We start from the raw sequence: 19,496 nt of genomic DNA on the forward strand, positions 1-19,496 counted from the left end.
AGCCGGCGCAAGCCGGCGCCGCAGTTTCTGGAATTTCACGTTATGCATTTCGCTGAGGTCGGCCGATGAAGGCGACAGGTAATTTCGAGGCGGCGCGCGACGTCGACCCGATGGTGGTGCTGAGCGACAAGACCCGCGCTCACATCGATCACTGGCTGTCCAAGTTCCCGCCGGACCGCAAGCGCTCTGCCGTGCTGCAGGGCCTGCATGCGGCCCAGGAGCAGAACCAGGGCTGGCTGACCGACGAGCTGATCGCCGCCGTCGCCAAGTACCTCGACCTGCCGCCGGTGTGGGCCTACGAGGTCGCCAGCTTCTACTCGATGTTCGAGACCGAGAAGGTGGGCCGCAACAACGTGGCCATCTGCACCAACATCAGCTGCTGGCTCAATGGCGCCGAGGACATCGTCCGCCATTGCGAGAAGAAGCTGGGCATCAAGCACGGTGAATCGACCCCGGATGGCCGCGTCTACCTCAAGCGCGAGGAAGAGTGCCTGGCCGGTTGTGGCGGCGCGCCGATGATGGTCATCAACGGTCACTACCATGAGCGTCTGACCCTGGAAAAGGTCGACGAGCTGCTGGACGGGCTGGAGTAAGGGCATGGCACATCACCACGAATCCAAGGGTCCGGTCGGCCCCGCGCCGCTGCCGCACCAGGTGGTCTACACCACCCTGCATTACGACACCCCGTGGTCGTACGAAAGCTACCTGAAGACCGGTGGCTACGCCGCCCTGCGCAAGATCCTCGAAGAGAAGATCCCGCCGGAGCAGGTCATCGAGATGGTCAAGGCCTCGGGCCTGCGCGGCCGCGGTGGCGCAGGCTTCCCGACCGGCCTGAAGTGGTCCTTCATGCCCAAGGGCAACATGCAGAAGTACATCCTCTGCAACTCGGACGAATCCGAGCCGGGCACCTGCAAGGACCGCGACATCCTGCGTTACAACCCGCATTCGGTGGTGGAAGGCATGGCGATTGCCTGCTACGCCACCGGTTCGACCGTGGGTTACAACTACCTGCGCGGTGAGTTCCACCACGAGCCGTTCGAGCACTTCGAGCAGGCCCTGGCCGACGCCTATGCGAACGGCTGGCTGGGCAAGAACATCCTCGGCAGCGGCGTGGACATCGACATCTACGGTGCGCTGGGCGCCGGCGCCTACATCTGCGGCGAAGAAACCGCGCTGATGGAATCGCTGGAAGGCAAGAAGGGCCAGCCGCGCTACAAGCCGCCGTTCCCGGCCAATTTCGGCCTGTATGGCAAGCCGTCGACGATCAACAACACCGAAACCTACGGTTCGGTGCCGGCGATCATCCGCAACGGTCCGGAGTGGTTCAAGGGCCTGAGCCTGACCGCCAACGGCGGTCCGAAGTGCTTCTCGGTGTCCGGCTGCGTGCAGAACGGCGGCAACTTCGAAGTGCCGCTCGGCACCAAATTCCACGACCTGCTGGAAATGGCCGGTGGCCTGCGTCCGGGCCGCACGCTGAAGGGCGCGATCCCGGGCGGCGTGTCGATGCCGGTGCTGACCGCGGCCGAGCTGGAGGACCTGCCGATGGACTACGACACCATCCGTGCACTGGGCTCCGGCCTGGGTTCGGGCGCGATCGTGGTGCTCGACGACAGCGTCTGCTGCGTCAAGTTCGCCTGCCGCATCAGCCAGTTCTTCCACAAGGAATCCTGCGGCCAGTGCACCCCGTGCCGTGAAGGTACCGGCTGGATGCACCGCGTGCTGGAGCGCATCGTCGCCGGCAAGGCCACGATGGAAGACCTGCACCAGCTGAAGGCGGTGGCGGGGCAGATCGAAGGCCACACCATCTGTGCGTTCGGTGAAGCGGCTGCATGGCCCATCCAGGGCTTCCTGCGCCAGTTCTGGGACGAATTCGAGTACTACATCGTCAACGGTCATTCGATGGTTGACGGCAAGAAGGTGGAGGCAGCCGCCGCATGAGCGCGCAACCCGTAAACCCGAACGTGCCACCGGATCACGTGACCATCGAGATCGATGGCAAGTCGCTGGTCGTGCCCAAGGGTTCGATGATCATCCAGGCGGCCGACAAGGCCGGTATTCCGATTCCGCGCTTCTGCTACCACGAGAAGCTGCCGATCGCCGCCAACTGCCGCATGTGCCTGGTGGACGTGGAGAAGTCGCCGAAGCCGGCGCCGGCCTGCGCCACCCCGGTGATGGACGGCATGAAGGTCGCCACCCGTAGCGAGAAGGCACTGAAGTTCCAGCGCTCGGTGATGGAGTTCCTGCTCATCAACCACCCGCTGGACTGCCCGATCTGCGATCAGGGCGGCGAGTGCGAGCTGCAGGACGTGTCGTTGGGCTATGGCCGTTCGGTCAGCCGCTTCAACGAGCGCAAGCGCGTGGTGCCGGACGAGGACATGGGCCCGCTGGTCGCCACCGAGATGACCCGCTGCATCCAGTGCACCCGCTGCGTCCGCTTTACCGCCGACGTTGCCGGTACCTACGAACTGGGTGGCATGTACCGCGGTGAGAACCTGCAGATCGGCACCTTCGACGGCAAGCCGCTGACCACCGAGCTGTCCGGCAACGTCGTCGACGTCTGCCCGGTCGGCGCGCTGACCAACAAGGTGTTCCAGTTCCGCGCCCGTCCGTGGGAACTGACCGCGCGCGAATCGCTGGGCTACCACGACGCGATGGGTTCGAACCTGTTCCTGCACGTGCGTCGCGGTGAAGTGCTGCGCACCGTGCCGCGCGACAACGAAGCCGTGAACGAGTGCTGGCTGTCCGACCGTGACCGCTACTCGCACCAGGGCCTGTACAGCGAAGACCGTGCGGTCAAGCCGCTGCGCAAGGTCAATGGCGAGTGGAAGGAAGTGAGCTGGGCCGAAGGCCTGGCCGCGGCCGCCGAGATCCTCAAGGCCAACCAGGGCGACAACCTGGGCGTGCTGGTGCACCCGTCCACCTCCAACGAGGAAGGCGCGTTGCTGGCCCGCTTGGCCAAGGGCCTGGGCACGGGCAACGTCGACCACCGCATCAACAACCGCGATTTCTCCGACGCCGCAACCGCCGAAGTGTTCGGCCTGCCGCTGGCCGAAATCGAAGGCGCTGACCGCATCGTCGTTCTGGGCAGCAACATCCGCCACGAACTGCCGCTGCTGCACGCCCGCCTGCGCAAGGCGCAGACCACCAAGGGCGCGAAGATCCATGTCGTCAACCCGGTGGACTTCGACTTCGCCTTCAGCATCGCCGGCAAGCAGATCGTCGCACCGTCCAAGTTCGTCGACGCGCTGGCCAACGCCGAGCTGCGTTCGGCAGTGCAGGGCGGCAACAACACCGTGCTGATCGTCGGTGGCATCGCCGAAAACCACCCGCAGGCTGCCGCGATCCGCGCTGCTGCGCGTGAGTTCGCCGCCGCCACCGGTGCCAAGCTGTGCCGCATCCCGCAGGGCGCCAACGCCGTTGGCCTGACCCGCGCCGGTGTGCTGCCGGCTGGCAAGGACGTCGCCGCGATGCTGGCGCAGCCGCGCCAGGCCTATGTGGTGTACGGCCTTGAGCCGGGCCTGGACTTCGCCGATGCACCTGCCGCGCGCAAGGCGCTGGCCGGTGCCCAGGTGGTGGCTTTCAGCCAGTTCGCCTGTGCCTCGACCCGCGACGTCGCCGACGTGATCCTGCCGATCGGTGCGCTGCCGGAAATCGACGCCACCCTGACCAACCTTGATGGTCGCGAGCAGTCGGCCCGTGCCGGCGGCAAGCTGCCGGGCGAGGCCCGTGAAGGCTGGCGCGTGCTGCGCGCCCTGGGCGGCGAGCTGGCCGTGGCCGGTTTCGACTTCACCGACCTGGCCGGCCTGCGCGCCAGCCTGGCCCCGGTATCGGTCACCGTTGCCGCTTCGGCGCAGCCGGTGGTTGCCGGCGAAGGCCTGGAAGTGGCTTCGACCGCCGCGATCTACCGCACCGATGCGGTGGTCCGTCGCGCCCCGGCGCTGCAGTCGCATCCGCTCAACAACGCCCCGCGCATCGTGCTGAACGCTGAAGATGCCGCTCGCCTGCAGCTGCAGGAAGGGCAGATGGCCAAGGTCGGCACCGATGCCGGCAAGGCCACCCTGCCGGTGGTGGTCGACGCCCGCGTCGCTGCGGGTTCGGTCTGGATTGAATCGGGCCACGGCGCGACCGCGCCGCTGGGTGCCGCTCGCGTATCGGTGGTGGCTGCATGAACGAATTGCTGTTGAACGCGGTCGACCCGCTGCACCAGTGGCTGCTGGGCCTCGGTGACATCGGCGCGCTGATCTGGATCATCCTGAAGATCCTGGTGATCGCCGTTCCGGTGATCATCTCGGTGGCCTTCTACGTGGTCTGGGAACGCAAGCTGATCGGCTGGATGCACGTCCGCCACGGCCCGATGTACGTGGGCATGGGCATCTTCCAGGCCTTCGCCGACGTCTTCAAGCTGCTGTTCAAGGAAGTGGTTCAGCCGAGCAGCGCCAACAAGGCGATCTATCTGCTGGCCCCGCTGATCACCCTGGCCCCGGCCTTCGCGGCCTGGTCGGTGGTGCCCTTCGATTCGCAGATCGTGCTGTCCAACGCCAACGCCGGCCTGCTGTACCTGCTGGCGATGACCTCGCTGGGCATCTACGGCATCATCCTGGCCGGTTGGGCGTCCAACTCGAAGTATGCGTTCCTGGGGGCGATGCGCGCCTCGGCGCAGATGATCAGCTACGAAATCGCCATGGGCTTCGCCCTGGTCGGCGTGATGATCGCCTCGGGCAGCCTGAACCTGAGCAACATCGTGATGGCGCAGGCCGGCAGTTCCGGCTTCTTCGACTGGTTCCTGCTGCCGCTGTTCCCGCTGTTCGTCATCTACTGGGTCTCGGGCGTGGCTGAAACCAACCGCGCGCCGTTCGACGTGGTGGAAGGCGAATCGGAAATCGTCGCCGGCCACATGGTCGAATACTCCGGCGGTGCCTTCGCCCTGTTCTTCCTGGCCGAATACGCGAACATGATCCTGATCAGCTTCCTGATCTCGATCTTCTTCCTCGGCGGCTGGCTGAGCCCGGTCCAGGGCTGGGTCAACTTCGGCGATGTCTCGCCGCTGGTCGACTGGATCTGGAAGGGGGGCGCGCCGTGGCTGTTCGTCAAGGTGTTCTTCTTCGCCAGTGCCTACATCTGGTTCCGTGCCAGCTTCCCGCGCTTCCGCTACGACCAGATCATGCGCCTGGGCTGGAAGGTCTTCATCCCGCTGGCCATTCTGTGGATCGCGGTTACCGCCGTCATGGTGTTCTTCGGCGTGATTCAAAAGGGCGTCTAAAGTGATGAACAGGATTACCCATTACTTCAAGAGCCTGCTGCTGCTCGAACTGCTGGCGGGCCTCTGGCTGACGCTGAAGTACAGCTTCAAGCCGAAGTACACGATGATGTACCCGATGGAGAAGTTCCCGCAGTCGCCGCGCTTCCGTGGCCTGCATGCGCTGCGCCGTTATCCCAACGGCGAAGAGCGCTGCATCGCCTGCAAGCTGTGCGAAGCGGTGTGCCCGGCGCTGGCCATCACCATCGACTCGGCCAAGCGCGAGGACGGCACCCGCCGCACCACGCGTTATGACATCGACCTGTTCAAGTGCATCTTCTGTGGCTTCTGTGAGGAAAGCTGCCCGGTGGACTCGATCGTCGAAACCCACATCCTCGAGTACCACTTCGAGAATCGTGGCGAAAACATCGTTACCAAGCCGCAGCTGCTGGCCCTGGGCGACCGTCTCGAAAACGAGATCGCCGAGCGTCGCGCCGCCGATGCCGCTTACCGCTGAGGTCGAGAGATGGATTGGGTAAATATCGCTTTCTGGGTGTTCGCCATCGCGGCAACGGTTTCGGCCGGTGCGGTGATCAGCGTGCGCAACCCGGTTCACGCCGTGCTCTGCCTGGTGCTGACCTTCTTCTCCATCGCCTGCGTGTGGCTGCTGGTGGGCGCCGAGTTCCTCGGTGTGGCGCTGGTGCTGGTCTACGTCGGTGCGGTGATGGTGCTGTTCCTGTTCGTGGTGATGATGCTGGACATCGACCCCACCAAGCTGCGTGAGGGCTGGGTGCGCTACCTGCCGGTCGGCCTGATTGTCGCGGTCGCGATGCTGGCGCAGATGCTGATCCTGATCGGGGTCAAGGCGCGTTCGGTCACGCCGTTCCCGGCCGACAACGCCGCTGCGGTCGCCGCCGACAGCTCCAACATCACCTGGCTGGCACGCACGCTGTTCACCGAGTACCTGCTGCCGTTCGAGTTCGCCGCCGTCATCCTGACCGTGGCCGTGGTTGCCGCCGTGATGCTGACCCTGCGTCGCCGTACCGGCGTGAAGAGCCAGAACCCGGGCCAGCAGACCATGGTCAAGGCCGGCCAGCGCCTGCGCATGGTCAAGATGGGTGCCGAAGCACCGGTCGTGCACAGCAACAGCAAGCCGGTCGCCGGCGAGGAGACCCAGCCGTGATCACCCTTGGCCATATCCTCGCGCTGGGCGCGGTGCTGTTCGCCATCAGCCTGGCCGGTATCTTCCTCAACCGGAAGAACGTCATCGTCCTGCTGATGTCGATCGAGCTGATGCTGCTGTCGGTGAACATCAATTTCGTCGGCTTCTCGCGTCAGCTGGGCGATCCGTCCGGCCAGCTGTTCGTGTTCTTCATCCTGACCGTCGCCGCCGCGGAAGCCGCCATCGGCCTGGCGATCCTGGTGACCCTGTTCCGTACACGCCGCACGATCAATGTCGGCGAAGTCGATTCGTTGAAGGGCTGATCCACAGATGGAAATCACTCTCTCCAAGAGTCTGTTGATCGCAGTGGTGCTCGCACCGCTGTTCGGCAGCATCATCGCCGGCCTGTTCGGTCGCCAGGTCAAGCGCTTCGGCGCGCAGACCATCACCATCCTCGGCGTCGCGGTGGCCTGCGGCCTGTCGATGTATACGCTCTACCAGCTGCTGTGGGGCGGGGCGCAGCCGTTCAACCAGAACATCTACACGTTCTTCGAAGTCGGCCAGTACTCGGCCCACGTCGGTTTCATGGTCGACAAGCTGACCGCGATGATGATGGTGGTGGTGACCTTCGTGTCGCTGCTGGTCCACATCTACACGATCGGCTACATGCAGGACGATCCGGGCTACCAGCGGTTCTTCAGCTACATCTCGCTGTTCACCTTCTCGATGCTCACCCTGGTGATGAGCAACAACTTCCTGCAGCTGTTCTTCGGCTGGGAAGCGGTGGGCCTGGTGTCGTACCTGCTGATCGGCTTCTGGTTCAAGCGCCCGACCGCGATCTTCGCCAACATGAAGGCGTTCCTGGTCAACCGCGTCGGTGACTTCGGCTTCCTGCTGGGCATCGCCGGCGTGCTGTGGGTGTTCGGCACCCTGGACTACTCGCAGGTGTTCTCGCAGGCCGGCATGCTGGCCGACCCGCGCGCCCAGCTGCAGATCTGGGACGGCACGCTGCTGGGCATGCAGCTGCTGAACGAACCGGTGATCTGGTCGATCGCCACCGTCATCTGCATCTGCCTGTTCATCGGTGCCATGGGCAAGTCGGCCCAGGTCCCGCTGCACGTGTGGCTGCCGGACTCGATGGAAGGCCCGACCCCGATCTCGGCACTGATCCACGCCGCGACGATGGTGACCGCCGGTATCTTCATGGTCACCCGCATGTCGCCGCTGTTCGAGCTGTCGCAGACCGCGCTGAACTTCGTGCTGTTCATCGGTGCCACCACCGCGTTCTTCACTGGCCTGATCGGCATCGTGCAGAACGACATCAAGCGCGTGGTCGCGTACTCGACCCTGTCGCAGCTGGGCTACATGACGGTTGCACTGGGCGTGTCGGCCTATTCGGCTGCCGTGTTCCACCTGATGACCCACGCCTTCTTCAAGGCCCTGCTGTTCCTGGGCGCCGGCTCGGTCATCATCGCGATGCACCACGAGCAGGACATGCGCAAGATGGGCGGCCTGCGCAAGTACATGCCGATCACCTTCATCACCATGTGGATCGGTACCCTGGCGCTGGTCGGCACGCCGTTCTTCTCCGGCTTCTACTCGAAGGACACCATCATCGAGGCGGCCGAGCTGCACGCGCACCTGTCCAACAGCTGGGTGGCCACCTATGGCTACTGGGCGGTGCTGGGTGGCGTGATCGTCACCAGCTTCTACAGCTTCCGCCTGCTGTTCCTGACCTTCCACGGCAAGGAGCGTTTCCGCGACGCGCATGACGATCACGGCCACGGCCATGACGATCACCACGCCGCCGACGCCCACCACGGCGATGCACACCATGGTGATGGCCACGACGACCACGGCCATGGCCACGGTCCGCACGAGCCGCACGAAACCCCGTGGGTGGTGACCCTGCCGCTGATCCTGCTGGCCATCCCGTCGATCGCCATCGGTTTCTTCAGCATCGGCCCGATGCTGTACGGCACCGACTGGGCCGGCAACCACGCGCACGATGCCATCAAGGGCCAGGCGCACACGTTCTTCACCGGCATCGTCGACTTCTACGATCCGGCCAAGAACACCATCGGCTTCCTGGGTGAGGAGTTCCATGGCCCGGTCGCCTTCGCGCTGCATGGCATGATGGCTCCGGCGTTCATGCTGACCGTTGCGGGCTTCCTGCTGGCCGCACTGTTCTACCTGTGGAAGCCGGACCTGTCGGGCAAGGCCCGCAAGACCTTTGCTCCGCTGGTGTCGGTGCTTGAAAACAAGTACGGCTTCGACAAGCTGTGGATCGATGGCTTTGCCGGTGGCAGCGTCAAGCTGGGCAAGGTCTCGCGCTGGATCGACAGCAACATCGTCGACGGCGTGGTCAATCTCTCGGCACGTGTTGTGGACGTCGCAGCCGGCGTGCTGCGTCGTACCCAATCCGGTTTCCTCTATCACTACGCCTTCGCGATGATCATCGGCCTGATTGCCCTGCTGGGCGTGCTGATGCATTACCTGCGTTGATGACCTGTACGGAATAAGAAGACGTGTCGAACTGGCCTCTACTCAGTGTCCTCATCTGGCTGCCGATCATCGGTGGTGCCCTGATCCTTGCGATCCGTGATGCGCAGACCGCCCGCTGGGCGTCGCTGGGCGTAGCGGTGCTGACCTTCGTGGCGAGCCTCTCGCTGCTGAGCGGCTACAACGCAGGCGTCGATGGTCTGCAGTTCGTCGAGACCCATGCCTGGATCCCGGCGTACAAGATCGGCTACAACCTGGGCGTGGACGGCATTGCCGTGGCGCTGATCCTGCTGACCACCCTGGTCAGCGTGCTTGCCCTGATCGGCGCCTGGAGCGCCATCGACAAGCGCGTGAACCAGTACGTGGCGGCCTTCCTGATCCTGGAAGGTGTCACCGTCGGCATCTTCGCCGCGACGGACGCGATGCTGTTCTACGTGTTCTTCGAGGCGATGCTGATCCCGATGTTCCTGATCATCGGTGTCTGGGGCGGTCCGCGCCGCATCTACGCCGCGCTGAAGTTCTTCCTGTACACCTTCCTCGGCTCGGTGCTGATGCTGGTGGCGCTGATCTACCTGTACATGAAGGGCGGCAGCTTCCAGCTGGCCGACCTGTACGCGCTGCCGCTGTCGGCCAAGGAGCAGACCTGGATCTTCTTCGCCTTCCTGATCGCCTTCGCGGTCAAGGTGCCGATGTTCCCGGTCCACACCTGGCTGCCGGACGCCCACGTGGAAGCGCCGACCGCCGGTTCGGTGATCCTGGCCGCGATCGCCCTGAAGATCGGTGGCTACGGCTTCCTGCGCTTCAACCTGCCGATCGTCCCGGACGCGTCGCAGGAATGGGCCTGGCTGGTGATCGCGCTGTCGCTGATCGCGGTGATCTACGTCGGCCTGGTCGCCCTGGTGCAGGACGACATGAAGAAGCTGATCGCCTATTCGTCGATCGCGCACATGGGCTTTGTCACCCTGGGCACCTTCATCGCCCTGTGGCTGGTGCGCGAAGCCGGCAACGCCGATGCCGCCCGCCTGGGCCTGCAGGGCGCCATGGTGCAGATGATCTCGCACGGCTTCGTGTCCGGCGCGATGTTCTCCTGCGTCGGCGTGCTGTACGACCGCATGCACAGCCGCCGCATCGCCGATTACGGCGGCGTGGTCAACGTGATGCCGTGGTTCGCCACCTTCGCGATGCTGTTCTTCATGGCCAACGCGGGCCTGCCGGGTACCAGCGGTTTCGTTGGCGAGTTCATGGTCATCCTCTCGGCCTTCCAGCGTAATCCGTGGATCGCCCTGGGCGCGGCCACCACCCTGATCATCGGCGCCGCCTACACCCTGTGGCTGTACAAGCGCATCTTCTTCGGTGAAGTGGCCAACAGCCATGTTGCCGAACTGAAGGACATCAACGGCCGCGAATGGCTGGTGCTGGGCGTGTTCGCCATCGGCGTGCTGGCCCTGGGCATCTACCCCAAGCCGCTGACCGACCTGATGGAGCCCTCGATCGCGAAGCTGGCGATGCAGATCGCATCCAGCAAGCTGCTGTAATTCCAGGATTTGATGATGACCACCTCGCCGCTGCTGCCATTGACCGCCGCTGACCTGCCACCGCTCGCTCCCGAGCTGGTGCTGATCGGCAGCGCCTTCGCCCTGATGATCCTCGACCTGTTCGTCAGCAACCGGAACAAGATCGTCACCCACCTGTTCTCGCTCGCTGCGCTGGCCGTGGTGCTGTTCATGCTGGCCACCGGCGTGGGCGGGCAGGGCGAGGTCTTCCATGGCATGTTCGTGCGCGATACCGCCGCGGACGTGATGAAGACCGGGATCGTGCTGCTCAGCGGCCTGACCCTGGTCTACGGCTGGCGCTACCTGCGTGATCGCGACCTGTTCCAGGGCGAGATCCCGGTGCTGATCCTGTTCGGCACCGCCGGCATGATGATCCTGGTCTCGGCCGGCAGCCTGCTGATGGTCTACCTGGGCCTGGAACTGCTGGCGCTGTGCTCCTACGCCCTGGTCGCCAGCAACCGCGAAAGCGGCCTGGCGTCGGAAGCGGCGATGAAGTACATCGTGCTGGGTTCGCTGGCCTCGGGCCTGCTGCTCTACGGCATGTCGCTGATCTACGGCGCCACCGGCAGCCTGCACCTGGATGTGATCCGCGAGGCCATCCCGCACTCGGAAGAGCGCGTGCTGCTGATCACCGGTGCGGTGTTCATGATCGCCGGCGTCGCCTTCAAGCTGGGTGCCGCGCCGTTCCACATGTGGCTGCCGGACGTGTACCAGGGTGCCCCGGCACCGATCGCACTGTTCATCAGCTCGGCGCCGAAGCTGGCCGCGTTCGGCATGGCCTACCGCCTGCTGGAAATGGGCGTGGGTCCGCTGTCGACCGAACTGCAGCTGCTGATCGCCGGCCTGGCCGCGGTATCGCTGGTCATCGGCAACCTGATGGCCATCGCGCAGAGCAACCTCAAGCGCATGCTGGCGTTCTCCACCGTCTCGCACATCGGCTTCCTGCTGATGGGCATCGCCGGTGGCGGTTCGCAGGGCTACGCCGCCGCGCTGTTCTACGCACTGGCCTACGCGATCATGTCCACCGCCGCCTTCGGCGCGATCATCGCGCTGTCGCGTGCCGGCTTTGAAGCCGAGAACATCGAGGACTTCAAGGGCCTGAACGCCCGCAACCCGTGGATGGCCGGCCTGGTGCTGTGCATCATGGCGTCGCTGGCCGGCATCCCGCCGTTCCTGGGCTTCTGGACCAAGCTGGCGGTGCTGGGCGCGGCCGTCAACGGCGGCCTGCTGTGGCTGGCCATCCTCGGCGTGCTGTGCGCCGTGGTCGGCTGCTTCTACTACCTGCGCGTCATCAAGGTCATGTACTTCGATGAGCCGGTGGGCGAGGCCATGCCGCGCAGCAACGACCGCGTGCTGGGCGTGGTGCTGGGCGTGAATGCCCTGGCGCTGCTCGCGCTGGGCCTGGCCTGGAACCCGATCATGGTCTGGTGCCAGCAGGCATTTGCGCATCTTGCATAAAAGTTGACACAAAGCTGCGCGATTCGTGTAATATGCGCAGCCTGAGTTGTCACTGCAGCGGTTCAGCCAGAACATCGTTGCGGTAGTCCTCCTCGAAAGAGCAGGGCAGCAGTTCAAACACTTCCGGTGCGGGGTGGAGCAGTCTGGCAGCTCGTCGGGCTCATAACCCGAAGGTCGCAGGTTCAAATCCTGCCCCCGCTACCAACGTCGGATCGGCGCCAACCGGTTCGATGAATGAGGGAAAGCTTGCATTTTTCGCAGCAATGCCTCATGATTCCGCTTCTGATGCGGGGTGGAGCAGTCTGGCAGCTCGTCGGGCTCATAACCCGAAGGTCGCAGGTTCAAATCCTGCCCCCGCTACCAAGTAAAGAGATCGCCTTCGAAGTCCTGCTTCGAGGGCGTTTTTCTTTGGGGTCTGCGTTGTTTCTGCGTGATCGGGGTCAGATCCCTTATCCACGGGAAAAGGGATCTGACCCGGGTCCGCACCTTGCACCAGCGCGGTGCAGTCGCTATCATCAGCGGCCTAGCAGTACCCCTGAAGGCGGCCTCCCGGCGGGAGTCCGGACCCGGAAGGAGGGCCGCAACCGGCAGGCAATGCAGGTTGCAACCGGAATCCAGTCACCGGAGTCTTTCCGGAAAAGGGGCCCAACGGGCCCTTTGTCGTTTCCGGGGCGTCACGTTTCCACGCCGGCCAAGGCCGGCACCCAACCATAGAGATCAAGGCAGGCTGTGAGCGACAAGGCAACCGACATCGCGAATCTGCTCGCCCCGACCGTTGTGTCGCTGGGCCTGGAGCTGCTGGGCGTTGAGTATCTGCCGGCCCCCGGCGGTGCGACCCTGCGCCTTTACATCGACGTGCCGCTGGCTGAACAGCCCGAGCGCATCATCAATGTCGACGACTGCGAGCGGGTCAGCCGCGAAGTGTCGGCGCAGCTGGACGTCGAGGACCCGATCAGCGGCAATTACACGCTGGAAGTGTCCTCGCCGGGCGTCGACCGTCCGCTGTTCAGCCTGGAGCAGTTCGGCCGTCACCTCGGCGAATCGGCCAAGGTCACGCTGAAGCTGCCGCAGGACAACCGTCGTCGCCTGCAGGGTCGTATCGAGGCGACCGACGAGGCGGCGGGGACCATCACTTTCATCGTCGACAAGGCCGAAGTGGTCGTGTCGGCCGACAACATCGACAAGGCACGGATCATGCCCGACTGGGTGGCGCTGGGGCTGGCCCCGAGCAAGCCGACCGGTCCGGCACCGAAGCGTCCGAAGCCGAACACGAATTCTTCTTCCAACGAGCCGGCGGCAAAGAAGCCGCGCGCGGAGTGAGCCAATGAGCAAGGAACTGTTGCTGGTAGTCGACGCAGTCGCCAACGAGAAGGGCGTGCCGCGTGAAGTGATCTTCGATGCCATCGAGGCCGCCCTGGCCTCGGCAGCGAAGAAGCGCTATCCCGACGAGGAAGTACTGACCCGCGTGGTCATCGACCACAAGGACGGCAGCTACGAAACCTTCCGCCGCTGGGAAGTGGTGGCCGATGACGTGGTCATGGAATCGCCGGACCGCCAGATCCGCCTGATGGACGCCGTCGATGAAGCCGAAGGCGTCGAGGTCGGTGACTACATCGAAGAGCAGATCGAGAACCCGGATTTCGGCCGCATCGCTGCCCAGGCCGCCAAGCAGGTCATCGTCCAGCGCGTGCGCGAAGCCGAGCGCCAGCAGGTCGTGGATGCGTGGAAGGATCGCGTGGGTGAGCTGATCACCGGCGTGGTCAAGCGCGCCGAGCGCGGCAACATCTATGTCGACCTCGGCGGCAACGCCGAAGGCTTCATCCCGAAGGACAAGGGCATCCCGCGCGACGTGCTGCGCGCCGGTGACCGCGTGCGCGGCTACCTGGCCGAAGTGCGCTCGGAGCCGCGTGGCCCGCAGCTGTTCATCAGCCGTGCCGCCCCGGAATTCATGATCGAGCTGTTCAAGCTGGAAGTGCCGGAAGTCGGCCAGGGCCTGGTGGAAATCAAGGCCTGTGCACGTGACCCGGGCGACCGCGCCAAGATCGCCGTGCTGGCCCACGACCAGCGCACCGATCCGATCGGCGCCTGCATCGGCATGCGCGGTTCGCGCGTGCAGGCCGTGTCCAACGAGCTCAATGGCGAGCGCGTGGACATCGTGCTGTGGAACGACAACCCGGCCAACTTCGTCATCAACGCGATGGCGCCGGCCGAAGTGCAGTCGATCATCGTCGATGAAGACAGGCACTCGATGGACCTGGCCGTTGCCGAAGACCGCCTGGCCCAGGCGATCGGCAAGGGCGGCCAGAACGTGCGCCTGGCCAGCCGCCTGACCGGCTGGCAGCTCAACGTGATGACCCAGGACCAGGTCACCGCCAAGTCGGAAGCCGAGCAGGCTGCGGCCCGCCAGCTGTTCATGGACAAGCTGGAAGTGGACGAGGAAATCGCCGGCATCCTGGTCAGCGAAGGCTTCGGCACCGTCGAGGAAATCGCATATGTCCCGGTCGGCGAACTGCTGGCCGTGGAAGGTTTCGACGAGGACATCGTCGAAGAGCTGCGCGCTCGTGCCCGCGATGCGCTGCTCAATGAGGCCCTGGCAGTCGAGGAAGGCCTTGAAGACGGCCAGCCGGCGCAGGACCTGCTGTCCCTGAAGGGCATGGACGAAGCCACCGCGTACGCGCTGGCCGGCCACGGCGTGCGTACCAGCGAGGATCTGTCCGACCTGGCCGCCGACGAGGTCATGGACTTCGGCATCGAAGGACTGGATCAGGCGCGCGCCGCTGCGCTGATCCTGGCCGCCCGTGCCGAGGAGATCGCCCGACTGGAACGCGGCGAATGAGCCGGCAATGAACAGGGCCCTGAGCCGCTCAGGGCGTAGAATCCGCGCCACCTCCACATGCGGGGGGGCGCCCACAAGATCATAGGATCCGAATGTCGCAGCAAACCACCATCCGCAAGCTTGCCGAACTGGTCAACACGCCGGTCGAAAAACTGCTGGAACAGCTGGCCGGTGCCGGCATGAAGTTCAGCGGTCCCGACCAGGTCGTGACCAGCTCCGAGAAGGTGAAGCTCCTGGGCTTCCTTCGTCGTTCGCACGGCAAGCCCGAGCAGGCCCCGGAAGAGACCGATCAGTCTGCGAAGAAGATCACGCTCAACCGCCGGAAGCAGCAGGAAGTGACGGTCAATTCCGGTCGCAGCAAGACGACCGTGAATGTCGAGGTGCGCCAGAAGCGTACCTACGTCAAGGATGGTGCTCGCGCCATGACCCCGGACGAAGAGCGCGCCGACATCCTGCGCAAGCTGGAAGAGTCGCGTGCCCGCAACCTTGCCGAACAGCAGGCCCTGGCCGAGAAGGATCGTCTGCGCGACGAAGCCATCGTCCGTGCCCGTGAGGAAGAGGCCGCCGCCAAGGAACGCGCCGAGGCCGAGAAGAAGGCTGCCGAGGAAGCTGCGGCTGCCGCCAAGGCGGCCGAGACGCTGGCTGCCAGCAAGCCCAAGCGTGCTCCGATCGACGAAACCGCGCCGCGCCCGCCGCGCACCCCGGCCGCAGCCCCGGCTGCGCCGCGTGGTGCACCGCCGCCGCCGCGCAACGACGACCGCAACAACCGCAGCGCGCCGCGCAACGAGCGTGGCACGGGTGACCGTTTCGCTGGCCAGATGCACCTGTCGGCCGCCGACCGTGCGCGTCGTGGCAACAGCAACAACAGCAACACCCGGGGTCGTCCGGGCGGGCGCAACCAGGCCGGTGGCCGTCGCGACATGTCGCGCGGTGGCAACAATGCCGGCCCGCACGCCTTCGAGCGTCCGACTGCACCGGTGGTGCGTGAAGTGGCGATCGGCGACACCATCACCGTGGCCGACCTGGCGCAGAAGCTGGCGCTGAAGGGCGGCGAGGTGGTCAAGGCGCTGTTCAAGATGGGCGTGATGGCGACCATCACCCAGTCCATCGACCACGACACCGCCGCGCTGGTGACCGAAGAACTCGGCCACAAGGCGATCCGCGCCAACGACAACGACGCCGAAGACGCACTGCTGGCCTCGACCGGTGAAAACCAGGGCGAAGCCACCCAGCGTCCGCCGGTGGTCACCATCATGGGCCACGTCGACCACGGCAAGACCTCGCTGCTGGATTACATCCGCCGCACCAAGGTCGCCACCGGCGAAGCGGGTGGCATCACCCAGCACATCGGCGCTTACCACGTCGATACGCCGAAGGGCGTGATCAGCTTCCTGGACACCCCGGGCCACGCCGCCTTCACCTCGATGCGTGCGCGCGGCGCCAAGCTGACCGACATCGTGGTGCTGGTCGTGGCCGCCGATGACGGCGTCATGCCGCAGACCAAGGAAGCGATCCAGCACGCCCGTTCGGCGGGTGTGCCGCTGATCGTGGCGATCAACAAGATCGACAAGTCCGACGCGGATCCGATGCGGGTCAAGAACGAACTGCTGTCCGAGCAGGTCGTGGCCGAAGACTTCGGTGGTGACACCCAGATGGTGGAGATCTCGGCCAAGACCGGCCTGGGCATCGACGACCTGCTGGACGCCATCTCGATCCAGGCCGAACTGCTGGAACTGAAGGCGGTCGATGAAGGCCGCGCCTCGGGCGTGGTGATCGAATCGTCGCTGGACAAGGGCCGCGGCCCGGTCGCGACGGTGCTGGTGCAGCAGGGCCGCCTGAAGAAGGGCGACTACCTGGTGTGCGGCATCCAGTACGGCCGCGTGCGTGCGCTGTTCGACGAAACCGGCAAGCAGCCGGAGTTCGCCGGCCCGTCCATCCCGGTGCAGGTCCTGGGCCTGTCCGGCGTGCCGGAAGCTGGTGACGACTTCGTGGTCGTCGAGGACGAGCGCCTGGCCAAGGACGTTGCCCAGCAGCGCGAGACCAAGCGCCGTGAATCGCGCCTGGTGGCCACCGCTGGCAGCCGCATGGAAGACATCATGGCGACCCTGGGCAAGGGCGAGGGCCAGCAGGTCCTCAACCTGGTCATCAAGGCCGACGTGCAGGGTTCGGTGCAGGCGCTGAGCCAGGCACTGGTCGCGCTGTCCAACGAAGACATCCGCATCAACGTGATCCACTCCGGCGTGGGTGGCATCACCGAGTCGGACGCCAACTCGGCCGCCGCTTCGAAGGCCACCGTCATCGGCTTCAACGTGCGTGCGGACGCTTCGGCCCGTCGCATCATCGAATCCAATGGTGTCGACCTGCGTTACTTCTCGATCATCTATGACGTGATCGACCAGGTGAAGCAGGTGGCCTCCGGTCTGCTGGGCGTGGAGATCCGCGAAGAGATCATCGGTATCGCCGAGGTCCGCGACGTCTTCCGCAGCTCGAAGCTGGGTGCCGTCGCCGGCTGCATGGTCATCGAGGGTGTGGTCAAGCGCAACAAGCCGATCCGCGTCCTGCGCGACAGCGTGGTGATCTTCGAGGGCGAGCTGGAATCGCTGCGTCGCTTCAAGGAGAACGTCGAGGAAGTCCGCAACGGTACCGAATGCGGTATCGCGGTGAAGGCCTACAACGACGTCAAGCCGGGTGACCAGATCGAGTGCTTCGAACGTATCGAAGTGCCGCGCACCCTGTAATGCTGCAAGGTGGCCCGACCAACGGTCGGGCCCCACCATGTACCTGTAGCGCCCGACCGTTGGTCGGGCGACAATCGAATCAAAGGTAGTGCCCGACCGTTGGTCGGGCGACAACTGAACCAAGAGCTCCTCGTGCCCAAGACTTTCCATCGAACCGACCGTGTCTCCGCCCAGCTGCGCCGTGAACTCGGCACCCTGGTGCACAACGCCGTGCGCGAGCACGGGTTGCCCTCGGTGAGCGTGTCCGACGTGGAAATCACCCGCGACATGGCCCATGCCAAGGTGTTCGTCACCGCGCTGATGCCGGAACGTTCGGCTGAAGCCGTGGCCGGCCTGAAGGAACTGGGCTACCGCCTGCGCATGGACCTGGCCCGCGCGATGAAGCTGCGCCACGTGCCGGAGCTGCATTTCCACTACGACGACTCGGTCGACCGTGGTGAGCACATCGACAACATCCTGCGCGACCTGCCCGATACGCTGGCCGCCGAGAAGCGTCGCGAGAGCGACGAAGAATAACCGCGCGACGCCGGGCATGCCCGGCGTTGCTGCATTCCGGCTGCGCGATGTCTGATGCAGGCCGCGCTGCGGCAGCCGAGCATGGCCCGTCTCAACACTTTCCTGTCATGACCCGAATTCAGTTCCGTCGCCTGGATGGCATCCTGCTGCTCGACAAGTCGACCGGCATGAGCTCCAACGCCGCCCTGCAGGTGGCGCGCCGCCTGTTCCGCGCCGAAAAGGGCGGCCATACCGGCAGCCTCGACCCGCTGGCCACCGGCCTGCTGCCGCTGTGTTTCGGCGAGGCGACCAAGATCGCCGGCCTGCTGCTGGGTTCGGCCAAGGCCTACGACGCCGAGATCGTGCTCGGCCAGACCACCGATACCGACGATGCCGAAGGCCAGGTACTGCTGCAGCGCCCGGTGCCGGCGATCAGTGCCCAGGCCCTGCAGGCTGCGCTGGCGCCGCTGACCGGCACCATCCGCCAGCGTGCCCCGATCTATTCGGCGCTGAAGCAGGGCGGTGAACCGCTGTATGTGAAGGCCCGCCGCGGTGACGTCATCGAAGCGCCCGAACGCGAGGTGCAGGTACACGCCATCGAGGTGCTGGAGCAGCAGCCGGAACGGCTGCGGCTGCGCGTGACCTGTGGTTCCGGCACCTATATCCGCAGTCTGGCCCGCGACCTCGGCGAACGCCTGGGCTGTGGCGCCCACATCAGCGCGCTGCGCCGGCTCTGGGTCGAGCCGTTCCGCGAGCCTGCCATGGTCACCCTGGACCAGCTGCGGGCGATGGTCGAGGCCGGTGACGAGGCTGGCATGGACGCGTTGCTGCTGCCGCTGGCGGCCGGCCTGGCTGAATACCCGAGGGTCGACCTGGACGCCGACCAGGCCCACCGGTTCTGCGTGGGCCAGCGCCAGCGCGACCTGTCCTGGCCGCGCGGCCTGGTGGCCGTGTTCGGTCCGGACGATGCTGTCCAGGGCCTGGGCCAGGTCGACGAGAGTGGCCTGCTGGCCCCGCAGCGCCGTTTCAACCTCTGACCGGGGCCTGCCGGTTCAGCCCCGGTCCTTGTCCCGGACGCCCCCGGCCGTTACAATTTCGCGGCCGTTTTCCGGCAACCTGCCTCGCGCAGGTTTCATCCTCGTAGTCCACGGCGAGCCTGGCGGTGCGCGAAGCGCGTTCCTGCCGGCCACGCATCACAGAGAAAAAAGAAATGTCGATCGACACCCAGAAGGTCATTGAAGACAACAAGCGCAGCGCGGCTGACACCGGCTCCCCGGAAGTCCAGGTTGCACTGCTGACCGCCCGCATCGAACTGCTGACCGGCCACTTCAAGACCCACAAGAAGGACCACCACAGCCGCCGCGGCCTGCTGCAGATGGTCAACCGCCGTCGCAGCCTGCTCGACTACCTGAAGAAGAAGGACGTCGAGCGCTACAAGGCCCTGATCGAGAAGCTTGGCCTGCGTCGCTAAGCAACGAATCCCCCGCGGCGCAGCGATGCGCCGCGGTTTTGTTTT

At 65.2% G+C, this 19,496-nt stretch carries 16 protein-coding genes and 2 tRNA genes; all 18 read left to right on the forward strand.

Translation table 11 applies throughout. The features are described 5' to 3' along the window. Positions 1-65: 65 nt before the first annotated feature. The 18 genes from nuoE to rpsO all read left to right on the forward strand — a co-directional run bounded on the left by nuoE (position 66) and on the right by rpsO (position 19,451). On the forward strand, positions 66-593 hold the full coding sequence (gene nuoE / locus E5790_RS16205) for an NADH-quinone oxidoreductase subunit NuoE (protein ID WP_014647867.1): 528 nt from the start codon (positions 66-68) through the stop codon (positions 591-593). A 4-nt stretch (positions 594-597) separates the two neighbouring features. After that, positions 598-1,938, forward strand: a complete 1,341-nt coding sequence (gene nuoF / locus E5790_RS16210; RefSeq protein ID WP_014647866.1) for an NADH-quinone oxidoreductase subunit NuoF — start codon at positions 598-600, stop codon at positions 1,936-1,938. Further along, the gene (gene nuoG / locus E5790_RS16215) at positions 1,935-4,169 is read left to right on the forward strand and encodes an NADH-quinone oxidoreductase subunit NuoG (RefSeq protein WP_111206883.1); all 2,235 of its coding nucleotides are present in this window, start codon (positions 1,935-1,937) and stop codon (positions 4,167-4,169) included. The genes nuoF and nuoG overlap by 4 nt, the downstream gene beginning before the upstream one ends. Further along, positions 4,166-5,260 carry an NADH-quinone oxidoreductase subunit NuoH gene (gene nuoH, locus E5790_RS16220; protein ID WP_014037948.1) on the forward strand — a complete coding sequence of 365 codons (1,095 nt, stop codon included), beginning with the start codon at positions 4,166-4,168 and terminating at the stop codon, positions 5,258-5,260. The genes nuoG and nuoH overlap by 4 nt, the downstream gene beginning before the upstream one ends. Before the next feature lie 4 nt (positions 5,261-5,264). Next, complete coding sequence (gene nuoI, locus E5790_RS16225; RefSeq protein ID WP_005410456.1) at positions 5,265-5,753, forward strand: NADH-quinone oxidoreductase subunit NuoI; 489 nt, start codon at positions 5,265-5,267, stop codon at positions 5,751-5,753. Between the two features lie 9 nt (positions 5,754-5,762). Then, positions 5,763-6,419, forward strand: coding sequence for an NADH-quinone oxidoreductase subunit J (locus E5790_RS16230; protein WP_014647864.1), 657 nt, complete (start codon positions 5,763-5,765; stop codon positions 6,417-6,419). Continuing rightward, on the forward strand, positions 6,416-6,721 hold the full coding sequence (nuoK, locus tag E5790_RS16235) for an NADH-quinone oxidoreductase subunit NuoK (RefSeq protein WP_005417921.1): 306 nt from the start codon (positions 6,416-6,418) through the stop codon (positions 6,719-6,721). Before E5790_RS16230 ends, nuoK begins: the two co-directional genes overlap by 4 nt. 7 nt (positions 6,722-6,728) lie before the next feature. Further along, positions 6,729-8,903, forward strand: a complete 2,175-nt coding sequence (gene nuoL, locus E5790_RS16240; protein ID WP_046431809.1) for an NADH-quinone oxidoreductase subunit L — start codon at positions 6,729-6,731, stop codon at positions 8,901-8,903. A 23-nt stretch (positions 8,904-8,926) separates the two neighbouring features. After that, entirely contained in the window at positions 8,927-10,435 is a 1,509-nt protein-coding gene (locus E5790_RS16245; RefSeq protein ID WP_019660580.1) for an NADH-quinone oxidoreductase subunit M, read from the forward strand. Positions 10,436-10,450: 15 nt separating this feature from the next. Further along, positions 10,451-11,911, forward strand: coding sequence for an NADH-quinone oxidoreductase subunit NuoN (nuoN, locus tag E5790_RS16250; protein ID WP_032957446.1), 1,461 nt, complete (start codon positions 10,451-10,453; stop codon positions 11,909-11,911). Between the two features lie 127 nt (positions 11,912-12,038). Then, positions 12,039-12,115: transfer RNA gene (locus tag E5790_RS16255), tRNA-Met, on the forward strand. 82 nt (positions 12,116-12,197) lie between these two features. Next, positions 12,198-12,274: transfer RNA gene (locus E5790_RS16260), tRNA-Met, on the forward strand. A 366-nt stretch (positions 12,275-12,640) separates the two neighbouring features. Beyond that, positions 12,641-13,231 carry a ribosome maturation factor RimP gene (gene rimP, locus E5790_RS16265; RefSeq protein WP_014647860.1) on the forward strand — a complete coding sequence of 197 codons (591 nt, stop codon included), beginning with the start codon at positions 12,641-12,643 and terminating at the stop codon, positions 13,229-13,231. Between the two features lie 4 nt (positions 13,232-13,235). Further along, positions 13,236-14,747: a transcription termination factor NusA gene (gene nusA / locus E5790_RS16270; RefSeq protein ID WP_111206884.1), complete on the forward strand. Its 1,512-nt coding sequence runs from the start codon at positions 13,236-13,238 to the stop codon at positions 14,745-14,747. Between the two features lie 92 nt (positions 14,748-14,839). Further along, entirely contained in the window at positions 14,840-17,485 is a 2,646-nt protein-coding gene (gene infB / locus E5790_RS16275; protein ID WP_111206885.1) for a translation initiation factor IF-2, read from the forward strand. Between the two features lie 132 nt (positions 17,486-17,617). Beyond that, positions 17,618-18,001, forward strand: a complete 384-nt coding sequence (gene rbfA, locus E5790_RS16280; RefSeq protein ID WP_005410447.1) for a 30S ribosome-binding factor RbfA — start codon at positions 17,618-17,620, stop codon at positions 17,999-18,001. 107 nt (positions 18,002-18,108) lie between these two features. Continuing rightward, positions 18,109-19,017, forward strand: a complete 909-nt coding sequence (truB, locus tag E5790_RS16285; RefSeq protein ID WP_014647857.1) for a tRNA pseudouridine(55) synthase TruB — start codon at positions 18,109-18,111, stop codon at positions 19,015-19,017. Positions 19,018-19,190: 173 nt separating this feature from the next. Further along, a complete protein-coding gene (gene rpsO / locus E5790_RS16290) occupies positions 19,191-19,451 on the forward strand; it encodes a 30S ribosomal protein S15 (protein ID WP_005417886.1) in 261 nt (86 codons plus the stop codon). Positions 19,452-19,496 lie beyond the last annotated feature (45 nt).

The sequence above is a fragment of the Stenotrophomonas sp. PAMC25021 genome, from assembly GCF_004795795.1.
Lineage (GTDB): Bacteria > Pseudomonadota > Gammaproteobacteria > Xanthomonadales > Xanthomonadaceae > Stenotrophomonas > Stenotrophomonas muris.